The organism is Streptomyces tauricus (genome assembly GCF_014650955.1).
GTDB classification, from domain to species: Bacteria; Actinomycetota; Actinomycetes; order Streptomycetales; family Streptomycetaceae; genus Streptomyces; species Streptomyces tauricus.
In genome coordinates, this window is sequence record NZ_BMVY01000001.1 from 635,313 (window position 1) to 650,791 (window position 15,479).

Genomic DNA, 15,479 nt, shown 5'->3' on the forward strand with positions numbered 1-15,479 from the left:
TGACGTTGCAAGCAGCGTATCCGCAGGCCGGGGCGTCATGAGCATGCCGAAGAGCCTTTGGCCCCCTGCGCCGCGCTCGGGCCGACATCCCGCCACGGGACCCCTCAGGGACCGCTCCCTCCATAAGTCGAACGCGTTACGCCCCTGTTTTTTCAAGGTGAAACAACTCTTGACAGCTCTCACGCGCCCCTCCATTCTCCCCTTCAGGGAGCGCTCCCTCACCTCGCCCCCACTTGAGGAGTCGCCCATGCAAGCCCCGCTGCGTCGCTTCGCCTTATTTCTGACACTCGCGGCCTCACTACTCACTTTCATCGCTCTGCCCGCACCTCCCGCACAGGCTGCGGAGGCCCTGCTCTCGCAGGGAAAGACCGCCACCGCCTCAAGTACTGAAGGGGACTTCAACGCGCGGAGCGCCGTCGACGGAGATCCCGGCACCCGATGGTCCAGCGCCTTCGCCGACCCGCAGTGGATCCAGATCGACCTCGGGACGAGTGCCGGGATCAGCCGGGTCGTCCTCAACTGGGAAGCCGCGTACGGCACGGCGTTCAGGATCGAGGTGTCGAGCGACGCGCAGAGCTGGACCACCGTCCACCAGACGGCCACGGGCACCGGCGGCACCCAGAACCTGACCGTCTCCGGCACCGGCCGCTATGTGCGCATGTACGGCACGCAACGCGCCACCGCCTACGGCTACTCACTCTGGGAGTTCCAGGTGTACGGCACCGCCGGCGGTTCCGGCGGCGACCCCGGCAGGCTGCTCTCCTACGGCAGGCCGGGCGCGGCCTCCTCCTCCCAGAGCGACGGGAACTGCTGGGAGTGCACACCGGCCAGGGCGTTCGACCGGGACCCGGCCTCCCGCTGGGCCACCAGCTCCACCACCGGCTGGACCGACCCGGGCTGGATCTCCATCGACCTCGGCGCGACGGCGCAGATCGACAAGGTCGTCCTGCAATGGGATCCCGCCTACGCCAAGTCCTTCCAGATCCAGGTCTCACCGAACGGCACCGACTGGACGCCGATCTACTCGACGACCTCCGGCACGGGCTTCAAACAGACCCTGACGGTCTCCGGCTCCGGCCGCCATGTGCGCATGTACGGCACGGAACGCGCCACGCCGTACGGCTACTCGCTTTGGGAGTTCCAGGTGTACGGCTCCGGCGGCGCCCCGATCACACCCCCGCCCATGCCGAGCGACCCCGCGAACCCGCCGCGGCTGGTGTGGAGCGACGAGTTCGACGGCGCCGCGGGCGGCAGGCCCGACGCCTCGAAGTGGCGGGCCGACCCGGGCACCGGGCCCAACAATGAACTGGAGTACTACACCGACCACCGCAACGCCTCACTGGACGGTTCGGGACACCTGGTGATGGAGGCCCGCAAGGAGGTCACCGCCGGATCGTCGTGCCCGCGCGACCCGTTGAGCGGCAGCACCACCTGCCAGTACACCTCGGCGCGGATGAACACCGGCGCGACGTTCCAGTTCACCTACGGGCGCGTCGAAGCACGCATCAAGGTGCCCAAGGGCAACGGCCTGTGGCCCGCGTTCTGGATGATGGGCGCCGACTTCCTGACGGGCCGGCCGTGGCCGTACAACGGCGAGATCGACATCGTGGAGGTCCTCGGCAAGGACGTGAAGACGGCGTACTCGACCGTCCACGCGCCCGCCTACAACGGCGGCGGCGGAATCGGTTCGCCGTACACCCTGCCCGGGAACGCCGACTTCTCCGACGACTTCCACACCTGGGCCGCCGACTGGAACAGCAAGGGCATCACCTACAGCCTGGACGGCCGGACCGTCTTCACCCTCGACAAGGACCAGGTGGAGCAGACACGCGGGCCGTGGATCTTCGACCACCCGCACTACATGATCCTCAACCTCGCGGTCGGCGGTGACTGGCCGGGCCCGACGGACGCCAGCACTCCCTTCCCGTCGAAGATGCTCGTCGACTTCGTACGGGTCTATCAGTAACCCCCGGCTCCCGGGCCGCTCCGCCCCGCCCTCTCGGGGCGGAGCGGCCCTCCGGCAGGAACCAGTCCCTTCGCCCGGCCCTGCCCGGCCCCTTCGTTCGCTCCCTTCGCCCCCGATGTTCGTGAGGAAGTGAGATGCGCAGATATCGCGTCCCTCTGTACACACTCTTGGTAAATGCCCTGGTGGTGGCGCTGGCCGCCACCCTGAGCCTGACCGTCTCGACCCAGCGGGCGCAGGCCGCGACGGTCACCGTCCAGGCCGAGTCCTACGCGGCCCAGTCGGGCGTCGCGCTGGAGGCGACCGCGGACATGGGAGGCGGGCAGAACGCCGCGTTCCTCGCCGACGGCGACTGGATGCGGTTCGACAACGTCGACCTCGGCACGGCCGGCCGGCTGACGGTGTCGGCCCGGATCGCCTCCGCCGTCGGCTCGGGCACGGTGGAGCTGCGTACCGGCAGCCTCACCGGACCGCTGCTCGCGGTCATCCCGGTCTCGCCGACCGGCGGTTGGCAGAACTGGGCGACCCGGGAGACCGAGGTCTCCAGCCACCCCACCGGCTCGCAGACGGTGTTCGCCGTCCTGCGCGGTACGGGTACGGGGTCCGGTGACTTCGTCAACATCAACTGGTTCTCCTTCGTCGGTGAGGGCGGCGGCGCGGCGCCCGGCTGGGTCCCCGTCGACCAGGCCAAGTGGAACGCCCAGCTGAGCCAGTTCCGTGCGATGACACCGGCCGCGGTGCCCGGCGGTGTGGTCCGGGTTCCGGAGTTCAACGCCACCTGCACCTACAGTCACTCCAAGCAGGACGACCCCATCGTCCTGCCGGGCCTGCCCGGTGCGTCCCACATGCACAGCTTCTTCGGCAACAAGAGCACCGACGCGTTCTCCACGACCCAGTCCCTGCTCACCAACAAGGCGACCAGTTGCACGCCCGCCGAGGACCTCTCGGCGTACTGGATCCCCAGCCTCTACGAGGGCGACAAGGCCGTCGAAGCCGAGGGCATGATCGTCTACTACGGTTCCCGGCTGCCCGACCCCTCGGCGACCGTGCCCTTCCCGGAGGGCTTCCGCATGATCGCGGGCGACGCCAAGGCGCAGACGCCCACCCCGGCGGGATCGACGGGCCAGTACTGGTGCTCCGGCGAGGGCGGTGAGATCGGCCGCAGCGCCGACGGCAACTGGCCGGTCTGCGCCCCCAAGGCCCACCTCACCCACCAGCTCGTCTTCCCCGACTGCTGGGACGGCAAGAACCTCGACAGCCCCGACCACAAGTCGCACGTGGCGTTCACCTACGACGGCAAGTGCAGCGGCGCCTACCCCGTCGCCATCCCCAACCTGTCCTTCGTCGTCAGCTACCCGACCAGCGGCAGCAGCGCGGGCTTCCGGCTGGCCTCGGGCATGGCCTCGTCCATCCACGGCGACTTCTTCAACGCCTGGGACAACGCCGCTCTCGGACACCGTGTGAAGGACTGCATCACCCAGAAGGCCAAGTGCAACTCCGCCGGCACGTTCTGACCCTGTGGTCGGTGTGCGCCGCGGCTGTGGCACTGCTGGTTGTCGGCTGCTCCCCGCAGCCGACAACCGGCGGTACGTCGCCGGCAGCCGCCGAGTCGCGGACATCGGCCTTCAACGCGACCGACACCGCCTGGATCCTGCTGATGATCCCCATGGCCGAGCGGGCCAGGCAGCTGACCGACCTGGCACCCTCCCGCTCGGCGGACCCGGCGGTTACCACGCTGGCGGCGAAGACGGGCTCGACACTGCGCACGGATCTCCGCCGTCTGCGGGCCGCACTGAAACTGTCAGGTGTACCGGACACACGCCCCCACGAGGGGCACAACATGCCAGGCATGGTCAGCCTCGACACCCTCGACAAGGCGGCCGCCACGAAGGGCCGACCGTTCGACCGGATCCTCACCGACGCACTGCGCGCCCACTTCACCCAGTCCCGAACACTCTGCGCCGGCGAACAGAACCAAGGCAGGGCCGACGAGGCGAAGGGACTGGCCACGGCCATCGCGAGGAGCACGTCGCAGCAGATGGCCGATCTGGACGAACTGCGAGCAGCACGTCCTACGACACATTGACGGACCCCTTCTCGTACGTGGTCGGCTACGTGGTCAGCCGGACAGAGGCTGCCAGCGTTGCTCGTGTGCTGGGTCGACGCTGCTGAGCCACACCAGCGCCCCGCCGATCAGGCCTGGCTTGTCCCGTGCGGCCAGGGCCGGAGTCTCCAGCATGTCGGCCGCTTCCTCCAGGTAGGTGACCAGCGTGTCGAGTACGTCGCCGAGGGCTTCGACTTCGCCGGAGAAGAAGCCCAGGCAGCCCGTAGCCGTGTCCAGGTACAGGCCCATGGTGTGGTCGGCCGGGCCCAAAGCGATCACCGGAATCCGCGTCGCCTCCCACACGGTGATCCGCTCTTCCTCGGGACGGCGGGCGTCGAGGGCAGCCTGCCGGGTCTGGGCGCCCGTCTTCAGCCGGTAGCGGGCTGCGACGGCGTCCAGGTTCATCAGCGCCATGTTGCCCGGAAGGCATCCCCAGCCGTCGGCCCCGTCGTCGCCCCCGGTCAGCATCCACAGCGTGCGCAGCTCGACGGGTATCGGGATGCCGAGACTCTTCCAGGGCGGCGATGGCAGCTGGGCCGGCGCCGGCGCGGAGCGCGGCGTAGGAGTCGGGGGCGTTGTGCTTCAACCACCCGGTGATGCGCCGCCAGGCGTCGGCGACTTGCCGCACGGTGACCGTGGCGGCCAACGGACCACCGGACTGCTCCTGGCCTTCGCCCGGTTCCGGTTGCTCTTGGTCAGGGGCAGGCGTGGAGGCCTCGGGGGAGGGCAGCGCTTCGAGGAAGCGAATGTCGATCCGATCCGCTTCGCGGAGATAACCGACGGACAGGTCGGGGCAGTTGTCGAACATGTCGCCGTCGACCGTCACCGTCAGGACGCCGGGCAGTTCCGAGGGCAGGCCCAGGTCGGGGTCGTCGGCCAGCCGGCCTGCCAAAGCCTTCAGCGCGTAGGGAACGTCTGCCCCGAGCCGGGCGGCGATGTCGCGTACGTGCGCCTGGATCTCACCTTCACGAACTGTTGCTCCCTGCTGCTCGATCGGAGGACGGTGCTCCCACACCGTAGGCCTCGAGCACGGGGGCCCACAGCCGTGATGCCGAGCTCCGGCGGACGCAACTGTTGGAGCACCGGCTCGTTGGGTTGTGGTGCCTCCTATCCCCTTTCTTCCCGTTGCCGGCCCGCGGGGGTTGCCGTTCCTCGGCAACCTGCCCGCCTTCGGCAAGGGGCCGCTGGCGTTCCTGGAACATCTGCGCGACGACTTCGGCGACGTGGTGACCTGGCCGCTCGGCCCGGCACGGATCATCTTCCTCGCCCACCCCGAACACATCGCGGAACTGCTGGCCGCCCACGAACGAGACTATGCGACCCCGGACATCGGCTGGGCATTCGGACGCCTGGTCGGCCGCAGCGTCATCCGGAGCCAGGGAGCCGACTGGCGCCGCAAGAGGTCCCTGGTCCAACCAGCCGTCCGCCCCCGCCAGGTCTCCATGTACGCGGCGACCATGGTCGAATGTGCCGCGGCGCTCGCGGACCGCTGGCAGGACGGGACCCGGATCGACGTACTGCGAGAGATGACCCTGCTCACCCAGCGGATCGTGGTCCGAACCCTGTTCGGCAACGACATCGGGGACCAGGCACGCGTCCTCGCCGAGGCGATGACCGTGGCGGGGCGCGAGATCGGCACCGAGCTGCGGGGCATCGGACTGTTCCTGCCACCCTGGGTGCGCACCCCTGCCCGGCGGCGATTGCTTGAAGCCGTCGCGGCGGTCGACACGGAGATGGGCCGGCTCATCGACGCCCGGGCGACGCGGACTCAGGACGACGGCCGCGAAGACGCGCTGAGCAGACTACTGGCCGCCCGGGACGAGGCAGGCCGACCGCTCACCCGCACCGAGGTACGGGACGAGGCGGTGACCCTGTGGGTCGGTGGCCACGAGACCACGTCCACCGCCCTGACCTGGTCCTGGTATCTGCTGTCGACCGCACCGAATGCTCGTACGCGCCTTGCCGCCGAGCTCGAGCGCGTGCTGGCCGGCAGGCTCCCGACCATCGACGACTACGAGCAGCTCACCTGGACACAGCAGATCGTGAGAGAAGCTCTGCGGCTGTACCCGCCCGGCTGGATGATCCCGCCCCGCGTCGCGCAGAAGGGCGCTGTCCTGGCAGGCACGCCGATCCCGGCCGGCACGATGGTGTGGTGCAGCCAGTGGGTCACTCACCGGGATCCGCGCTGGTTTCGCGACCCCACGTCCTTCAGACCCGAACGCTGGGACGCCGACGGCGGGGAGGCGGTACCGCAGCATGCCTGGTTCCCGTTCGGAGGCGGCCGGCGCAGCTGCCTCGGCGCCCGCTTCGCCCTCGTCGAGACGGCACTGGTCCTCGCAACACTGGCCCAGCGGTTCCAACTCGATGTCGCTGAGGGTGCCATCACCCCTCTTGCCGGCCTCCAGCTCCAGCCCGCCACCCGGCTGCACGCCACTGTGCGAGCCACGTCGGCGCGTCCCGGCGGCTGACGTGGCACGCGCTTCGCCCCGACGGCAGCGGACAGACGCGTGCCCTGCTCCTTCGTGAGGCTGCCGCGTTCCTGCCCTGCGCGCCGGAGCCACTCGGTCGGGTGAAGACGGCGACAGCAACGAACCTTCCGCGGAGGTTCGTGCGTGGTCGCCCACACGGAGTTGGGTTGCAAGGGGGAGGAGCTGAGGTGCAGCGACAGACACCAGATTCTCTGTTCCTGGGCAGGCAGGAGGAACTGCGCAGGATGGCGAGCCGTCTGGAGGCGGCGGCTCGTGGCGCGCCCCAGGTCGTGCTCGTCGACGGACCCGCCGGTATCGGCAAGACCTCACTGGCCCGGCGTTTTTTGTCCGATGCCGCCGCGGAGTGCTGCGTCGCCGAGGCCAGTGGCGAAGAGCTGGAGAGGGAGCTCGCCTACGGTCTCGTCGCACAGCTCGTACCGCAGCTGCCCGATGTGCCGGAGGGCCTGCGGGAGTTGGTCCTGGGCATGCCCGAGGCCGCCGCCACGCGGGATCCGATCACTGTCGGCGCGCTGCTCCTGGACGCCTTGGGGCAGGCCCAGAACCGCACCCCGGTAGTGCTGTTGATCGACGATGTGCATGAGGCCGACACCCCTTCACCGCACGCTCTCACCTTCGCCTTGCGGCGACTGCGCAAGGACCGGCTGCTGGCGGTGCTGCTGACGCGGGACGCCCACGATCCCCGGCTTCCGCAGGGACTGCACCGCATCCTCCATGACGACACGACGCTGAAGCTGACGTTGGAGGGCCTCGCCCTCTCTGACGTCGTCGCGCTCCAGGTGGCCTTGGGGCCCTCCGCCCTGCCCCGCTGGGCGATCGCCCGGCTGCGCGAGCACACGCACGGAAACCCGCTGCACACCAAGGCACTACTGCTGCAAGCTCCCGCTGACGTGCTCAGCGGTCACACCGTCTTGCCTGCCCCTCGCCGGTACGAGCGTCTGGTCTCGGCACGGCTCGCGCGCTGTGGTGCTGCCGCACGTGACCTGGTCGAAGCCGCCAGCGTCCTCGGCGTCTCCTGCTCCCTGCACCAGGCGGCACAGGTAGGGGCGGTGCCGGACCCGTTGGGTGCCTTGACGGAGGCGATGGCATGCGACCTCCTGGAGGAGGTTCCCACCGGCGCCGTGCCCCGGGTGACCTTCCCCCATCCGCTGCTGCGGGCGGCCGTCTACCGAGGGCTGGGGCCGGCCGAACGCTTCGGCCTGCATCAGCGGGCGGCCACCTGTTCCGAGGATCGGTACGCGGCGCTGCAGCACCGGGTGCACGCCGCTGTCGCACCGGACCGCGAGCTCACGGACGAACTCATCCGCTTCGCAGCGGAGCAGGCCGAGAACGGCGCCTGGGCGGCGGCCGCCGCGGCGGCGATCTCCGCCGCCGACGTGTCTCCCGAGGCCGGTCTTCGTGAGCGATGGCTGATCCGGGCGGTCGAGTACCGTCTGCTCGCCGGTGATGTCAGTCAGGCCACCGAACTTGAGCAGACGATCCGCGATATGGCACCCGATGCCGAACAGCAGTACGTGCTCGGGCATCTTGCCCTCACCACAGGTCGCCTGGACGAAGCGCGCCGACGGCTCGCGGCGTGCTGGGAGAGCTGCGACGCGGCCACCGGAGCCGAAAGCCTGCGCAAGGCCGCCGAGCAGATGGCCTGGCTGTGCCTCATCCAGGGAGACGCGCCGAACATCGTGCGGTGGGCGCGGCTCGGGCTCGAACTCCCGCGGGGAAGCCGGTCATCCTTCCTGCCCGACTCCCTCGCCATCGGTCTGGCCCTCTCCGGCCGGTACGAGGAAGGCATCCGCTCCCTTACCCACCTACCGCCCTCGGGACCCCGCCAGACCCCTCGACAACTGGACGGTCTGCTCGCGCGGGGCATGCTGCAACTGTGGAACGGGCAACTGCCGCAAGCACGCCGCGACTTACGGGAGGCGTTCGCCGCGCACCGCCGTGGCGGGCTGCCGTACGCGGCCCTTGTGGCGCTGGGCTTCCTCACCGACACCGAGTACCGGTCCGGGCTGTGGGACGAAGCCGTCGCGCACGGCACTCAGGCCGTGTCCCTGGCCGAGGACACCGACCAGATATCGATCCTGGCGGTCGTCCACGCCTTCACCGCCTTCCCCCTCGCCGGCAGAGGCGAGTACGAGGACGCCGAGGCCCACGCCAGAGCCGCGACGCAGCACGCCCGGACCCTGGCCGACGTCAACGACGGTGCGTTCGCGGCGACAGCGCTCGCGCTGGTGCACACCGCACGAGGCGACGACGAGCGTACAGCGGCCGAGCTGAGCCCCTTCCTGAGCGAGGAGATCGCCCACCGCGGCGGCCTGGAGGAGGTCGGCATCGTCGCCTGGCGTCCGCTGCTGTCACAAGCCCTGACGCGCCTCGGGCGCACGGAGGAAGCCCTGGAGGTGCTCATCCCGTACGAGAGGGGCGCGACCGTACGAGGCCGATGGCTGGACCAGGCCACAGCAGCACACTGTCGGGGCCTGCTGGAAGAGGCGAACGGCCATCGCGAAGCGGCGGACCAGGCATTCCGGACCGGGGTACGGCTCTGCGCGCAGGGGACCCCGTGCTGGGAAGAAGCACTCCTGCACCTCTCCTACGGCACGTTCTTGCGCCGCGAGGGCCGGCGCAGGAAGGCAGTGGCCGAACTGGAGGCCGCACAGGGGAAGTTCCTCCGTCTGCGAGCCACTCCGTATCTGGAGCGGTGCACCCGTGAGCTCGCCGCCTGCGGGCGCGTACAAGCACGTCCTGGCACTGCCCGGCATACGGGACTCACCGCGCAGGAACTGACCGTGGCCAGGCTCGCCAGACGAAGCATGTCGAATCGGGAGATCGCTCGGGAACTGGTGCTCAGCGTCAAGACGATCGAATACCACCTCGGCAACGCCTACACGAAACTCGGTATCAACTCGCGGATGGGGTTGATCACCGAGCTGGACGAGGAGAGCTGACGGGCGGAGCACCCGTTCGCGCTGCCGCTCGTGGCCCGACAACCCGGGGTGGCCCGACAACCCGGGGTACGACCCCGGGGAATCACCGAGGCGCGCAAACCCCCGTTTGCCTAGCGTGCTGCACGGAAGGACTTCACGTCGGACAAGTACTCCGACCTGCAAGGGGGGAACAATGCTGCCTTCAGCGCCGTACACGGCCTACAAGCTCTGCCGCACCCTGATGCTGTGCCTCGTTCTCGGCCTCGTTCTCGCAACGGCGAGCGGCTGCTCCGAGCCTTCGGGATCTGACCCGGACCAGGTGATCTACACGCCGGATGAGACGACGCCGGAACCCGAGCCGGATACATCGGAACCCGGCACGACCCTGGAGACGACTTCGCCTGACCCCGCCTCAGACCTCGACGAAGAGGAACTGCAGGGGTCGGTTCCCGCCAGTGTGGTGGGTGTCTGGTGCGGCGGCGCGAACGACCGACCGAACGGTCACTGGACGTACGCCTTCACTGCGGAGGGCGCGTTCGCGGCGAAGGACCAACGCGACAGCTTCTCCGGGTATGTGGTCACCGAGGGAGACGTCATGACCTTCTACATGGAAGGGGCGGACCCGGTCGAGTCGACGTGGGCGGTGGCCTACGAGGAGGCGCTCGGAGTCAATCTTCTCTACCTCGACGGCTACAGCTACTACCCGGGAAGCTGCGAGTCCTGAGACCCCGTGACCGCGGCCGGGCCCCGTCCCGGCCGCGGTCACGGCCGGAGTAGGTCTGTCGCCGCGCCCGTCGCACCGGCACCCTGAAGGAACTGTCCGGTACCGGGCCACCGATGACCCCAGGAGGGGCCGTGAGACGTCTGCACACCTGTCTGGCGATGCTGACCACAGCCGTGACGGCTGTGGTCACCCTGTTCTTCGGCACCGTTTCGTCCGCCACCGCACTGCAACTGACGACGATCCGGGGCGGCACCATGCTCTACGCGGCCACCGGCGCCCGGTGCGTCGTCGGCTTCAACGCGACCGGCAACGGCGTCTTCTACGGTGTGATGGTCGGCCACTGCTCGGGCACCCACACCACCACCTGGTACGCCGACGCCGCCCGTACCGTGCAGGTGGGGGTCACCGCCGGAGCTTCTTACCCCATCGACGACTACGGGGTGGTCCGTTACACCTCGAACACGCTGAACCTGCCCGGTGGCATCGCGCTGGGCGGGGGCGTCTACCAGGACATCACCGGGGTGGCGAGCCCGGCGATCGGGCAGTCGCTCTGCCACGTCGGCCGTACCAGCGGGGTCCACTGCGGCCGGGTGACCGCGGTGAACGCCACGGTCAACTACGCCGAGGGCGCCGTCCACGGCCTGATCCGGTCCACCACGTGTTCGGAACCCGGCGACACGGGCGCTCCGGCATACTCCGGCACCCTGGCCGTCGGCTTTCTGGTCGGGGCCACCGGCAACTGCACCTCCGGCGGGATCTCCTACCACCAGCCCGTCGCGGAGGTCATGGCACACTTCGGCCTCACCGCGTACTGAAAAGCGGTCGGTACTGCCCCAGCACCGGGCCGAGACCGGGGACGAAGTCTGGCAGTTTTCGTCTCCACCAACCACAGTTGTCTCAGTATTCTCATAGGTGGACAGCAGTCCACCATCCCCCCACTCAGGTTGCGTTCCGTCACGGACGGATCCCCACCGCATTCCGGCCGCTGACTGCGTGACCTACCGATTCGCCGCCTCCAGGAGGATCACGGTGAAAGTTCGCACCAGAAGCTCGGCGATCATCGGCACCCTCTGCCTTGTCGCTTCGCTGACCCTGGCCCTGACCACAGCCTCCGCCGATGAATCCGTCTCACCAGTTCGGGCCCCGACGGTCGTGCTCACGACGCTGACCGCGGCCCAGAGTCCGACCGCCGGCGCAGCCGGCCCCGACGGCACGGTCTGGATCGCCGAACGTGCTGGAACAGTACGGGTCTTGAGTGATCAGGGCCTCGGCCAGCCCGTCCTCGACGTGTCCGACGAGACCACGACCGACGGCGAACGAGGCCTGCTGGGCATCGCGTTCGACAACGACTTCACTCACTTCTACATCTCGTTCACGAACCTCGAAGGCACCAGCACGGTGGACGAGTTCACCGTCCAGGACGGCAAAATCCAGCCGGACACCCGGCGCACGGTCCTCACCCAGACGCAGCCCTACGCGAACCACAACGGCGGCGACATCAAGTTCGGCCCCGACGGGTACCTCTACATCGCGCTCGGGGACGGCGGCTCAGGCGGTGACCCCCACGGAAACGGCCAGAACCTCGACACGCTGCTCGGCAAGCTGCTGCGCATCGATCCGCGAGGCGGCGAGCCGTACGCGATCCCGCCGGACAACCCTTTCGTGGACGATCCGAACGCGAAGGACGAGATCTGGGCGTACGGGCTGCGCAACCCGTGGCGGTTCTCCTTCGACGAGGGCACGGGTGATCTGCTGATCGGTGACGTCGGACAGAGTGACTGGGAGGAGATCGACTGGGCCCCGGCCGACAGCGACGGCGGCGAGAACTACGGATGGTCCCAGATGGAGGGCAACCACCCCTTCCGGGGCGGCACGGAGCCCGCGAACCACGTGCCGCCGGTCCACGAGTACGACCGCAGCGGCCTGGGCTGCTCGGTGACCGGCGGGTACGTCTATCGCGGCGACAAGATCGCGGACCTCAAGGGGCGATACGTCTTCAGTGACTACTGCGACGGAACCATCCGTACGCTTCAGATCGAGAACGGCGAGGTCACCGGCGTGAGCGACCTCGGAGTCACCGCCGGCGAAGTGGTCTCGTTCGTTCAGGGCGGCGACAGGGAACTGTACGTGCTCGCCAGCGGCGGCAGCGTCTTCCGCCTCGACCCCGCGTAACGGCCGCTGACCTCGGGGCCTGCGCGTTCACCTCGAAGGCCGGGTCTCCGTCGGCACCTCGCCCCTGCGACACCGGGTATCACCTGGTGTCGCAGGGGCAGTTGTGCAGAGAAGAGGGCCGGCCTTCGAGGTGACCGCGCGGGCCCCCGTACGAGGCCGACGGCATGGCGCGACCACAGCGATCAGTGCGGTTACCGGCCCACGTTCGCCGCGCTGACATTCTCGATCACATGGCCGAGTTTGGTCTTGGCCCGGGTCAGGTCCTGGATACGTGCGGCGATACGGTCGCGTTCGACGATGAGCTGGTCGAGCATGTCGGGGGTCGCGACTCCCGTGCTCACGCACGGCAGGAGTTCGACGACGGTACGGCTGGAGAGGCCGGCCGCGAAGAGGTCCTGGATGAGCTGGACCCGCTCCATGGCCTCGTCGGGATAGTCACGCTGCCCACCGGTCGTCCGCGTCGATTCCAGGAGCCGCTGCTCCTCGTAGTAGCGCAGGGCCCGCACGCTGACCCCTGACCGCCTGGCGAGCTGTCCTATGCGCATGACGCAGGCCGCTCCCTTCGCTCGTACCTCACGTTCACGTCAGGTTGAGGCTAGCAATACCGGCTCCGGGACAGCCCTGAGGGCCGCCGGAACCGCTGTCGACGCCGAGATTGATCATGGCCCGGTAGGGGACCCGAGGGCGTTCGTGCGGTGCACGCGCAGGGCCCCCACTCTCACCCCACCCGCTAGGCAACCTCACCCCTCCGCGCCTGCCTTCCTCCGGACGTCCGGAAATTGCGACTTGCACCTCACGTCAACGTCAGGTTTTAGAGTGCCGAGCACCGGATGAACACCTCATTCCGGCCCATCGAAGTAAGGCAGACCATCATGCGCGCAGCCCGGTTCCACGCATACGGCGGAGCGGAGATCCTGGTGATCGAGCAGGCCCCCGACCCCCACCCCGGGCCCGGTGAGATTCGTGTCCGCGTCGCCGCGGCCAGCGTCAATCCCATCGACTGGAAGCTGCGCTCCGGCGCCCTGCAGCAGATCTTCCCCCTGGATCTGCCCGGCATTCCCGGGCGCGACGCCGCCGGTGTGGTCGACGAGATCGGCGACGGGGTGCAGGGGGTGAGCATCGGCGACCAGGTCTTCGGGCTGGGCGGCGTCACCGGCGCGACCGCGGAGCTGTTCATCCTTTCGGCCTGGGCGCACACCCCCGCCACGTGGAACGACGAGCAGGCCGCTGGCGCCGGTCTCGCGTCCGTGACCGCGATGAGCGGGCTCGACGCGCTCGGCCCCCTCGCGGGGCGCACCCTCCTCATCGAAGGCGCCGCCGGAGGCGTGGGCAGCGCGGCGGTCGAGATCGCCGTGGCACAAGGTGCCGACACCGTGATCGGGACAGCCAGTGAACGCAACCACGAGTTCCTCGCCTCCCTCGGAGCCGTTCCCACCACCTACGGCCCCGGCCTCGCGCAGCGCCTCACCACCCTCGCTCCGCAGGGCGTCGACCTCGTGCTCGACACCGCGGCCTCCGGTTCCCTGGACGACCTCGTCTCGATCGCGGGCGACCCCAAGCGCGTCGCGACGGTAGCCGACCACGCGGGCGGGCAGCGCCTGGGCACGCAGGTGGCCAACGCGGTGAACGACTCCACTCTCCTGTCCGCGGCGGCGGAACTGGGCGGGCAAGGCCGCTACACACCCCGTATCGAACAGGCCTACCCCTTGGAGCGGATCGCCGACGCCCACGCGCACGCCGAGGGCGGACGCACCCGAGGAAAGATCGTGATCTGCATCTGAGGAGCCCGATCCTGAGATCTCAGCGGGTTCTGGCTCAAGTGGCGTGATCCGTGCGCCGTAAGGAAGCTGCGGACCGTGTCGCGCAGCCGGCGCCGGGCGGGGTCGTCGTCACGGCGGCGACAACGCCCTCGGCTCCTCCGCGGCGAGGGTCGACCTGGCCGCCGACATCGCCCGCCGCTCCGGCTACCACCGGAACTGGGCCGGCTCAAGGGCTGGTCGGCGGGGCGATGACCAACTCGGTGTCCGGGGCGTGGCCGATCCGCGGAGGGCCGGCGACGATCATGGTGGCTCGGGCCCACGGTTGTTCTCGCAACATGAACGGCAGTTCCTCCAGCAGCCAGCTCGCCACGTGCTCCAGTTGTTCGGGGGAGTCACCGTCGCGTACGGCTGACACGCGCTCTTGTTCATCGAGGTCACCCTGTATCCACACCGACGCGTCCAACCACGGGGCAAGCTCCTCGCGGATGATGCCGGTGCCCTCGACCCAGATGAAGTCGGCACCGGCCGGTACGGCGATGGATCCGGGCCGGTTGTGGGTGATCCAGGCCTCAGGGCGGAAGTCCACAGCCTCACCCCGGCGCAGGGGTTGCAGGATGTTCTCGACGAGCAAGAGGCCCCAGTCGAAATAGGCGTGGTTCCAGGCGATGTCGTCGGTGTGGACGACGGCGGAGTTGGGCACCGCCTCGCACAGCTGCTCGGCCAGAGTCGTCTTGCCGGCGCCGCCCCGGCCGTCGATCGCGATCACCCGCGGACGTCCCATGACGTCGGGCGACGCATCGCGCAGCTGCCGGACGGCGCCGAGCAGCGTCACCACCCGCCAGTCGACGGCCCCGGTCTCGCCTGGATGTAGACGCATCGACAACCTGCTTCCGGACGTACACGGGTCGGACCTGCCCTGACGGTCCGCAGGTCGCCTGACCTTAGCCGAGGCGCCATCCACACGGGGGACAGTCGGTACGACGGCCGCAAGGATGCGGAGAATTCTCTCGTCGAGATCGCCCGGCGGCCTCGCGTTTCTGGTAGAGCTCCTCAGCCTGTGTGTGGTGTGACGTGGTGTGACGTGCACAGTTTCACGTATGGCCTCTTCGAAAGATTTCGGTGCCGGAAGCGATACATGCGAGAGGTATTGACGTCATTTACGGGCTCCCTATGATTCAGACTGCTCGATACTTCGGCCCCTGTTCGGTATTGCGAACACGTTGAAGTCGGTCCATTGCGCAGCAGGACGTGTCCGGGCCGTGCGCCGAACGCCGAGCCGCTAGGAGTGCGCCGTGTGTGCATGTGTCATGAACGCGTCAGCCACTTTCCTGTGGTCGCGCGAAGGAGGC

General features: G+C 69.0%; 12 protein-coding genes. 9 read left to right on the top strand and 3 right to left on the bottom strand.

The features are described 5' to 3' along the window. Positions 1 to 247 precede the first annotated feature (247 nt). The 3 genes from IE278_RS02605 to IE278_RS02615 all read left to right on the top strand — a co-directional run bounded on the left by IE278_RS02605 (position 248) and on the right by IE278_RS02615 (position 4,049). The gene (locus IE278_RS02605; protein ID WP_189768244.1) at positions 248 to 1,966 is read left to right on the top strand and encodes a discoidin domain-containing protein; all 1,719 of its coding nucleotides are present in this window, start codon (positions 248 to 250) and stop codon (positions 1,964 to 1,966) included. 134 nt (positions 1,967 to 2,100) lie between these two features. Next, positions 2,101 to 3,477, top strand: coding sequence for a DUF1996 domain-containing protein (locus tag IE278_RS02610; RefSeq protein ID WP_189768246.1), 1,377 nt, complete (start codon positions 2,101 to 2,103; stop codon positions 3,475 to 3,477). Between the two features lie 26 nt (positions 3,478 to 3,503). Continuing rightward, complete coding sequence (locus IE278_RS02615) at positions 3,504 to 4,049, top strand: DUF305 domain-containing protein (RefSeq protein ID WP_189768249.1); 546 nt, start codon at positions 3,504 to 3,506, stop codon at positions 4,047 to 4,049. A gap of 33 nt (positions 4,050 to 4,082) precedes the next feature. On the opposite strand, the gene IE278_RS42090 is transcribed toward IE278_RS02615, so the two are convergent. Then, positions 4,083 to 4,535, bottom strand: a complete 453-nt coding sequence (locus tag IE278_RS42090) for a hypothetical protein (protein ID WP_246569769.1) — start codon at positions 4,533 to 4,535, stop codon at positions 4,083 to 4,085. Positions 4,536 to 5,167: 632 nt separating this feature from the next. Here IE278_RS42090 and IE278_RS02625 point away from each other — a divergent pair. The 5 genes from IE278_RS02625 to IE278_RS02645 all read left to right on the top strand — a co-directional run bounded on the left by IE278_RS02625 (position 5,168) and on the right by IE278_RS02645 (position 12,370). Further along, positions 5,168 to 6,535 carry a cytochrome P450 gene (locus IE278_RS02625; RefSeq protein ID WP_373311893.1) on the top strand — a complete coding sequence of 456 codons (1,368 nt, stop codon included), beginning with the start codon at positions 5,168 to 5,170 and terminating at the stop codon, positions 6,533 to 6,535. A 188-nt stretch (positions 6,536 to 6,723) separates the two neighbouring features. After that, positions 6,724 to 9,495 carry an AAA family ATPase gene (locus IE278_RS02630; protein ID WP_189768253.1) on the top strand — a complete coding sequence of 924 codons (2,772 nt, stop codon included), beginning with the start codon at positions 6,724 to 6,726 and terminating at the stop codon, positions 9,493 to 9,495. A gap of 172 nt (positions 9,496 to 9,667) precedes the next feature. Next, positions 9,668 to 10,198, top strand: coding sequence for a hypothetical protein (locus IE278_RS02635; RefSeq protein ID WP_189768255.1), 531 nt, complete (start codon positions 9,668 to 9,670; stop codon positions 10,196 to 10,198). A gap of 131 nt (positions 10,199 to 10,329) precedes the next feature. Then, complete coding sequence (locus IE278_RS02640; protein WP_189768257.1) at positions 10,330 to 11,013, top strand: S1 family peptidase; 684 nt, start codon at positions 10,330 to 10,332, stop codon at positions 11,011 to 11,013. 214 nt (positions 11,014 to 11,227) lie between these two features. Beyond that, on the top strand, positions 11,228 to 12,370 hold the full coding sequence (locus IE278_RS02645) for a PQQ-dependent sugar dehydrogenase (RefSeq protein WP_189768259.1): 1,143 nt from the start codon (positions 11,228 to 11,230) through the stop codon (positions 12,368 to 12,370). Between the two features lie 191 nt (positions 12,371 to 12,561). On the opposite strand, the gene IE278_RS02650 is transcribed toward IE278_RS02645, so the two are convergent. Further along, positions 12,562 to 12,915 carry a MerR family transcriptional regulator gene (locus IE278_RS02650; RefSeq protein WP_189768260.1) on the bottom strand — a complete coding sequence of 118 codons (354 nt, stop codon included), beginning with the start codon at positions 12,913 to 12,915 and terminating at the stop codon, positions 12,562 to 12,564. 327 nt (positions 12,916 to 13,242) lie between these two features. Here IE278_RS02650 and IE278_RS02655 point away from each other — a divergent pair, with 327 nt between their 5' ends. Beyond that, a complete protein-coding gene (locus IE278_RS02655; protein WP_189768262.1) occupies positions 13,243 to 14,151 on the top strand; it encodes an NADP-dependent oxidoreductase in 909 nt (302 codons plus the stop codon). Between the two features lie 205 nt (positions 14,152 to 14,356). On the opposite strand, the gene IE278_RS02660 is transcribed toward IE278_RS02655, so the two are convergent. Next, positions 14,357 to 15,007: a uridine kinase family protein gene (locus IE278_RS02660; RefSeq protein ID WP_189768264.1), complete on the bottom strand. Its 651-nt coding sequence runs from the start codon at positions 15,005 to 15,007 to the stop codon at positions 14,357 to 14,359. Positions 15,008 to 15,479 lie beyond the last annotated feature (472 nt).